Source organism: Propionibacterium australiense, from assembly GCF_003666605.1.
In the GTDB taxonomy this organism is placed as follows: domain Bacteria; phylum Actinomycetota; class Actinomycetes; order Propionibacteriales; family Propionibacteriaceae; genus Propionibacterium; species Propionibacterium australiense.
The window spans coordinates 43,503-49,994 of record NZ_RCIV01000018.1; the positions used below are offsets into that span (position 1 = coordinate 43,503).

Consider the following 6,492-nt stretch of genomic DNA (forward strand, 5'->3'; position numbering starts at 1 on the left):
GGGTGGGGCGGGTCCGGTTCGGGCCCGCCCCATTTTGGCGAGTTCAGTTGTTGTCTTCAGCGCAGTGAGCGCGTAGCAGTACACGACGATGAACAGAGCATCGGATATCTTGTTGGCAAGATATCCGTTCAAGAGTATGCTGCGTCGCGTGAGGTGGACCGTCGAGTTCTCCGACGAGGTGCGCTCTTGGTACGTGGGGCTGAGCCCCGCGGGGAAAGCAACGGCAGACCGCATTCTTGAGAGGTTAGCCACTCAAGGAAATATGTTGCGCATGCCACACTCGCGCTCATTGGGCGGCGGGTTGTACGAGCTGCGGTTTGCCTGCGAAAACGTCAACCAGCGCATCACTTACGTCTTTGAGTTGGATCGGAGGGCAGTGACTTTGACAGCGTTCCGAAAGCAACGTCAGAACGAGCGTGGTGAGATTCTGCGGGCCAGGCGTGCGCAGGCGGCGCGCCACGCGGCAGAGGCCACCAAGAGGAGGGGAGAGGGACGATGATGAACACCAGCGCCGCGACGACTCCGTGGGAACAGGTCAGGGAGGAATCCCTGGCCGCCATGACCGATGCAGAGCGTGCCGAGTACGACGCGGCATCCATCGAAGCCGAGGCGCGGCTGCAACTCGCTGAATTGGTCTACAACGCACGCACAGCAGCCGGGCTGTCCCAGACTGAGCTCGCTCGAAGGGCTCATACTCGTCAGGCGGTCATCTCCGCCATTGAGAGCGGTGCTCAGGCTCCAGGGGGCATCATGCTCGCACGCATCGCTCACGCTCTCGGCGGGACTCTCAGCATCAATGTCGCAGCGTGAAGGTGCGCGAGGAGCTGCTGCGCGCCCTGCAGGGCGTCTGAGTGGCATACCGAACAAGCGTGGGCGGGCCCGGTTTCGGGCCGCAGTCGAACGCCTCATGCCCTTGGCCAGATGCGGGATGAAGAACGCGGCCTCGGCACCGGCCGTGCGCCGCGCATACAAGCCCGCGACCGTGTCCCCGTACCCCGGCGTGTACTGCTCATGTGTCACCTGGCCCGATGCCGTCACCGCACCGCCTCCGTCCCAGCTATTCCGGGGTGCTTCCGGTGAATCCGGCACGGCCCACGATCCGGCCCGTGCGGTCGGTGCAGATGACCTGCACGTCGACCTGCGGATTGTCGATGACCGCCAGCGCCTCGGCCCTGGCCGCGGAGGCCACCGCGTCACCGAGCGGCACACCGGCGTCCGCGCAGAGGGACTGCGCGTGGGCGGCGGTGGGGGACTGGCGCACCAGCTCGACGAGCTCGGGCCCGGCGCCGGCCCGAGCTGCCAGCGCGGCGAGGTGCCCGTGGTCGACCTGGGTGCGGTGCGAGTGCAGGTCGAGGTAGCCGTTGGCCAGTTTCGAGATCTTCGCAAAACCGCCGCACAGGGTCAGCCGGGGGACCGGGTGCCGGTGCAGGTACTTCAGGACGGCCCCGGCGAAGTCGCCCATGTCGAGCAGCTCGACGTCCGGGTAGAGGGTCTCGACGGTCGTGGTGGACGAGGAACCGGTGGTGCCGGCCACATGCCGCACCCCGCCGGCGCGGGCCACGTCGATGCCCTCGTGGATGCTGGCGATCCACGCCGAGCACGAGTAGGGCACGACGACGCCGGTGGTGCCCAGCACCGACAACCCGCCGAGGACGCCGATCCGCGGGTTCCAGGTGCGCTGGGCGATGGCCTCGCCGTTGTCGATCGACACGGTGACGAGCACATCGGGCGCGCCGCTGCCACCGGCAGCACGGTCGGCCTCTGCGATATTGGCGGCGATGTAGCTGCGCGGCACCGGGTTGATAGCCGGCTCACCGACATCCAGGGGCAGGCCGGGGCGGGTGACGGTGCCGACACCCTCCCCGGCGGCGAAGGTGATGCCGCTACCCGGCTCGCCGCGGCGCAGCGTGGCGCGGATCACGGCGCCCTGGGTGACGTCGGGGTCGTCGCCGGCGTCCTTGGTGACGGCGGCCATCGCCGAGCCGTCGCCCAGCCGCTCCTGCGTGAGGGCGAACGCCGGGCGGCGCCCCTGGGGCAGCTCGATCTCGACGGGATCGGGGAAGACGCCGGTGAGCAGCGCCGTCCAGGCGGCACGGCTGGCGGCAGCCGCGCAGGCCCCGGTCGTCCAGCCGGGACGAAGACCCGAGCGGTCGAGCTGTGCCTCACGTCCCGAGCCGCGACTGGTCGACTTGCGGCCCGTGCCTCGGCCAGCCGATCCGCGACCGTTCGGAGCCGGCCCGTCCGCGGTGTCGCGCTCCGCAGGCCCTGACCCGCTGCCGCTCGTCCCGCGCCTCCTCGATCCGGGGCCGGACCCGTGGTCGGTCAGGTCGTGTCGTCCCTGCTCGGCCAGCGCCGCGTCATTGCCCGGGCCCGCCGGGGCGTCCGCCGCGGTGACGTCGCGCGGCGGCTCGCCGGGGCCCGTGCGCACGGGCGCGGAGCGGTCGGGCATCAGCTGTGCTCGTTGGTGAGCTCGGCGCGGGAGGCGAGGGCGTTGACCGCGGCCACGGCGATCGCCGAGCCGCCCCGGCGGCCCAGCAGGGTGATGTACTCCATGCCGAGGTCGTCGTCCACGAGCGCCTGCTTCGACTCGGCCGCGCCGACGAATCCCACCGGGATGCCGACAATGCCGGACGGGCAGGCGCCCGTGGCGTGGCACAGTTCGAGCAGGCGGTACAGGGCGGTGGGGGCGTTGCCGATGGCGACGACGGCGCCGTCCAGCTGGCCCTGCTCGGCCCAGCGGTCGACGGCGGCGTGGGTCTTGGTGACGCCCTTGGCCTTCGCCTCGTCGGCGAGCGCGGGGTCCTTGATGTGGCAGACGATCTCGTTGTCGCGGGGCAGCCGGGAGCGGATGACCCCGGAGGCGGTCATCGAGGAGTCGCACAGGATCGGCGCTCCGGCCGCAAGGGCTGCCTTGCAGGAGGCGACGATGCCTGGGGTGAAGACGATATCGCCGGCGATGGCCGGGTCGGCGGCGGCGTGGATCATGCGGACGACGACTTGTTCGACGTCTGCGGGGAAGCGTTCCAGGTCGGACTCGGCCCGGATGATGCGGAAGGACTCGCTGTAGATGTCCGAACCGTTGTTGAGGTAGTCGTTCATCGCTCTCCTGACCCCGTCGTGCCGTGCGGCGCCCAGCATAGCCACAGCCGGCCCGCCCAGGTTCGGCGCTGAGCACGTCGCCGGGGTGAATCTGCTTCTCAGTGCGCCGTTGGCCCCGCTGAGAGGGGTTTTCCGCCCTGGGTGATCAAGGTCCGCCTACCGTCGATGGGTCGAATCGGCCCGGGTCGGGCGGCAGGTGATCGGTCCGGCGGTCTGGCCCGGAACCGGTGCGGACCGGAATTCACCGGGCCGTGCAGCCCGGTCAGGCCGGCGGCTTGGTCCAGTTCCAGCAGGTGATGGTGCGTGCGGGTTTCCAGCCGCGCAGCCGGCCGATGCGGTCGGCGGTCTCCACGCCGAGGCGGAACAGCTCGCCGTCGTGGTCGGCGTGCAAGGCGGCGATGACCACGTCTGCCTCCATCGTCACGGCGTGCACGACGAGCCGCCCGCCGGGCGGCAGCACGCCGAGGCACTGCTCTGCGAGCCCCGCGGTGAGGCCGCCGCCGATGAAGACCGCGGCGGGGGCCGGCAGGTCCGCAATGAGCTCGGACACCGCGCCCTCGCGCACCTCGAACTGTCCGGGCAGGGTGAGGTTTGCCGCGTTGGCGCGGGCGTTGGCGGCGCGGTCGGCCCGCTGCTCGACGCCGATGGCCCGGCACGTCGGGTCGGCGCGGCACCAGTCGACGGCGATCGACCCGGCGCCGGTGCCCAGGTCCCACAGCAGCTCGCCGGGCATGGGCCGTAGCCCGGCGAGCGCGACGGCGCGCACCGGGTGCTTGGTGATGAGCCCGTCGTGGGCGAAGTGCTCCTCGGGCAGGCCGGGCGTGCGGCCGAGCAGGCTGGCGTCGCGGTCGATGGTCACGCCCGCAAGATTATCCGGCCGCAGCGACGGATCGGGGAGGCGTTACGGGTGGCCTGGGCAGGAGCGCGTCGGCGGCGTCCAGGAGGCGCTCGTGAACGGCCCGGCCCTGGTGTCGGCCGCTGCTGGCCGAGGTCGCGGGGCGGGGCTCCCGTGTTCCGCGTTTGTCCGTCAGACCCAGACCCGCCAGGCGCCTTGGGCGCCTCTCGTCAGTCACCCAGCTGGGCCAGGGCCCAGTCGAGTGTCTGCTGTGGGGTGTCCAGCTGGTCGCCGTAGCCGGGGGCAGGCGGCCGGGCGATCATGACGATGCTCGCGCCGATCTCGGTGGCCACGACGAGTTTCGGGTCGAGTTCGGCGCCACCGGAATCCTTCGTGACGAGCGTGGCGATCGTATGGGCCGGGTCGGCCATGAGCGCCCGCTCGTTCTCGTAGCTGAAGGGCCCGCGCTGGGTGACGAGGGTCCAGCCGGCCGGCAGGGCCTCGTCGGGTGCGTTGATGACGCGATGGGTGACGTCGCGCTCGCCGAGCGGCAGGTAGTGGGCGGTTCCCTGCCGGCCGACGGTGAGCAGCACCGGATCGGGCAGATTCCGGACGGCCTGGATGGCCTCCTCATTGCTGTTCACCCAGGTCCAGTCCGCTGAGCCCGGCTGGCTGCGCCAACTCGGCGGTTCGAGACGGGCCAGCGCCATGCCCGTGCGGCGGCAGGCGGCCGCGGCATTGGCGGTCATGACGGCGGCGAACGGGTGGACTGCGTTGACGACGCAGCCTGGCCGGTTCTCGGCCAGCCAGCCGGCCAGCCCATCGACCCCGCCGAAACCACCGACCCGCACCGCCCCGGGCAGGGAGCGCGGCGTCTTCGTGCGTCCGGCCAGCGAGGTGGTGACGTCGAGGCCCTGCTCCACGAGCAGCCCGGCCAGCGTGCGGGCAAGCGTGGTGCCCCCGAGGATCAGCACGTCCATGGGGGCAAGTGATAGCGCGGGCGGGGGAGCGGGGCAAGAGATCCTGGAGCGCCCGGGCCGACGTCAGGATGATCCACGGGACCTGCTCGGGGCGGGACTGACAGAGCCGTCAGCCGTCAACTATTATTGACGAGTGGAGGTTGTTCCGAGCGCGCACAAGCACGGTGTCGACGAGGCCGACATGCTTCACGCGATTCGGATGGCGATCCGCGCGCATCGGATGGATGGTTATGTCATGTATGTCGGTCCTGCGCGCGATGGTCGACTGATCGAGGTCGCCTGCAATCTCGACGGTGAGATCTTTCATGCCATGGAGGCGAGAAAACGATGGCTCTGAGGAGGACTGGTATGCGGACGAATGAGGAGATGCTCGCGGAAATCGAGGCCGCTGATGGCCCCGAGCCTCTCGAGACCCTGGAGGGTCCTGCTCTGCGTGAGCTCACGGCTGCCAGGCTCGACCGGGACGCCGCATTGAAGCGGGTCGATGAGGCCGTGCTCAAGGCACGCGAGGCCGGCGCCTCGTGGCGGATGATCGGTGCGGTGCTCGGCGTGTCGAAGCAGGCCGCCGCACGCAAGTACCGGGCTGCCTGAGCGGGCGCCGGTACCGGCTTGGATTTCGCGCGATCGTTCATCCGAAGAGCGGCCGGGTGAGGGCCGTGTCCCCGGGGATCAAACACGTCCGGGCAGATGTGGGTGTGGTAAGAGGTTCATGAGGGTTATTCAAAACCTTTGATCTGAGGGGGTGATCTTGAGGGCTGTTCCACTGATATGGGCGTGCCACGATGAAAGATGAGGACCTGCTCACTGAGAAAATGGGTTGTCGACAATCCGTATTCTCAGAACAGGTCATCGCGTGTACGATACAACAGGCTTGCCCCGCCGAAGTAATTGCAGTCCTTTACCAGGCCCTCGTTCACAATTACCCCGCATCCCACAGGCCACGGGGTGCCCGCTCATATTGAGCCGGGCAGAACAGGTCAGGGCCACACTGGCCTTTCTGCAACGCAACCTGGCCCAAGTCGAGTTGGCCGAGTCGTTCGGGGCCAGCCAGTCCTCGATCTGCCGGGCCATCGCCCGGTGGACGGCTCGCATCGTCGAGGTCCTCGCAGGCCTCGTGCCCACCGTAGGCGACCTGGACCAGGACCAGACTCTGATCGTGGGCGGTACTCTCGTGCCCTGCGGACTGGAAGGACCAGCCGGGTCTGTACTCGGGCAAGCACCCCCGGACTGGGTTGAACCTTCAGCTGGCCTGCGCCCTGACTGGGAGGCTGGTGTGGGTGTCCGATCCGGCCCCGGGGTCAGCCCATGACGCGAAAGCCATCCAGTCCACGGGTTTTCTTGAGAACTTCCCGGACATCCCGCCACTGGGCGACAAGGGCTACACCGGGCTGGGCATGACGACCCCGATACGCAAACCACCAGCCGGCGAGCTCACAGGCTGGCAGAAACGATGAGGGTTATTCAAAACTCTTGGTTTGAGGGGTGATCTTGGAGGCTATTTCACCAGTATGGGCGTGTCATGATAAAAGGTGAGGGCCTGCCACAGAGATAATTGGGTTACCAAACACTCGACAATCT

The 6,492-nt window shown here is 68.9% G+C and carries 8 protein-coding genes and 1 pseudogene; 5 read left to right on the plus strand and 4 right to left on the minus strand.

The window, feature by feature from the left end; all coding sequences use genetic code 11:
* Positions 1–136: 136 nt before the first annotated feature.
* Together D9T14_RS14495 and D9T14_RS11015 are read left to right on the plus strand one after the other, a co-directional pair.
* Positions 137–499 carry a type II toxin-antitoxin system RelE/ParE family toxin gene (locus tag D9T14_RS14495; protein ID WP_374955806.1) on the plus strand — a complete coding sequence of 121 codons (363 nt, stop codon included), beginning with the start codon at positions 137–139 and terminating at the stop codon, positions 497–499.
* On the plus strand, positions 496–810 hold the full coding sequence (locus D9T14_RS11015; protein WP_232012489.1) for a helix-turn-helix domain-containing protein: 315 nt from the start codon (positions 496–498) through the stop codon (positions 808–810). The genes D9T14_RS14495 and D9T14_RS11015 overlap by 4 nt, the downstream gene beginning before the upstream one ends.
* 247 nt (positions 811–1,057) lie before the next feature.
* Here D9T14_RS11015 and D9T14_RS11020 read toward each other — a convergent pair whose 3' ends face one another.
* The 4 genes from D9T14_RS11020 to D9T14_RS11035 form a co-directional block, all read right to left on the minus strand.
* Positions 1,058–2,449 carry a cobalt-precorrin-5B (C(1))-methyltransferase gene (locus tag D9T14_RS11020; RefSeq protein WP_119162574.1) on the minus strand — a complete coding sequence of 464 codons (1,392 nt, stop codon included), beginning with the start codon at positions 2,447–2,449 and terminating at the stop codon, positions 1,058–1,060.
* Positions 2,449–3,099, minus strand: a complete 651-nt coding sequence (locus tag D9T14_RS11025; RefSeq protein WP_119162575.1) for a precorrin-8X methylmutase — start codon at positions 3,097–3,099, stop codon at positions 2,449–2,451. Before D9T14_RS11025 ends, D9T14_RS11020 begins: the two co-directional genes overlap by 1 nt.
* 262 nt (positions 3,100–3,361) lie before the next feature.
* Entirely contained in the window at positions 3,362–3,958 is a 597-nt protein-coding gene (gene cbiT / locus D9T14_RS11030; RefSeq protein ID WP_119162576.1) for a precorrin-6Y C5,15-methyltransferase (decarboxylating) subunit CbiT, read from the minus strand.
* A 206-nt stretch (positions 3,959–4,164) separates the two neighbouring features.
* Complete coding sequence (locus tag D9T14_RS11035) at positions 4,165–4,914, minus strand: cobalt-precorrin-6A reductase (RefSeq protein ID WP_119162577.1); 750 nt, start codon at positions 4,912–4,914, stop codon at positions 4,165–4,167.
* 133 nt (positions 4,915–5,047) lie between these two features.
* Here D9T14_RS11035 and D9T14_RS11040 point away from each other — a divergent pair, with 133 nt between their 5' ends.
* From D9T14_RS11040 to D9T14_RS11050, 3 genes and pseudogenes are all read left to right on the plus strand, one after another.
* Positions 5,048–5,251: a hypothetical protein gene (locus D9T14_RS11040; RefSeq protein WP_119162578.1), complete on the plus strand. Its 204-nt coding sequence runs from the start codon at positions 5,048–5,050 to the stop codon at positions 5,249–5,251.
* A gap of 11 nt (positions 5,252–5,262) precedes the next feature.
* Positions 5,263–5,505: a hypothetical protein gene (locus D9T14_RS11045; protein ID WP_119162579.1), complete on the plus strand. Its 243-nt coding sequence runs from the start codon at positions 5,263–5,265 to the stop codon at positions 5,503–5,505.
* Positions 5,506–6,101: 596 nt separating this feature from the next.
* Positions 6,102–6,368: pseudogene (locus D9T14_RS11050) on the plus strand (transposase family protein); the annotation flags it as partial.
* Positions 6,369–6,492 lie beyond the last annotated feature (124 nt).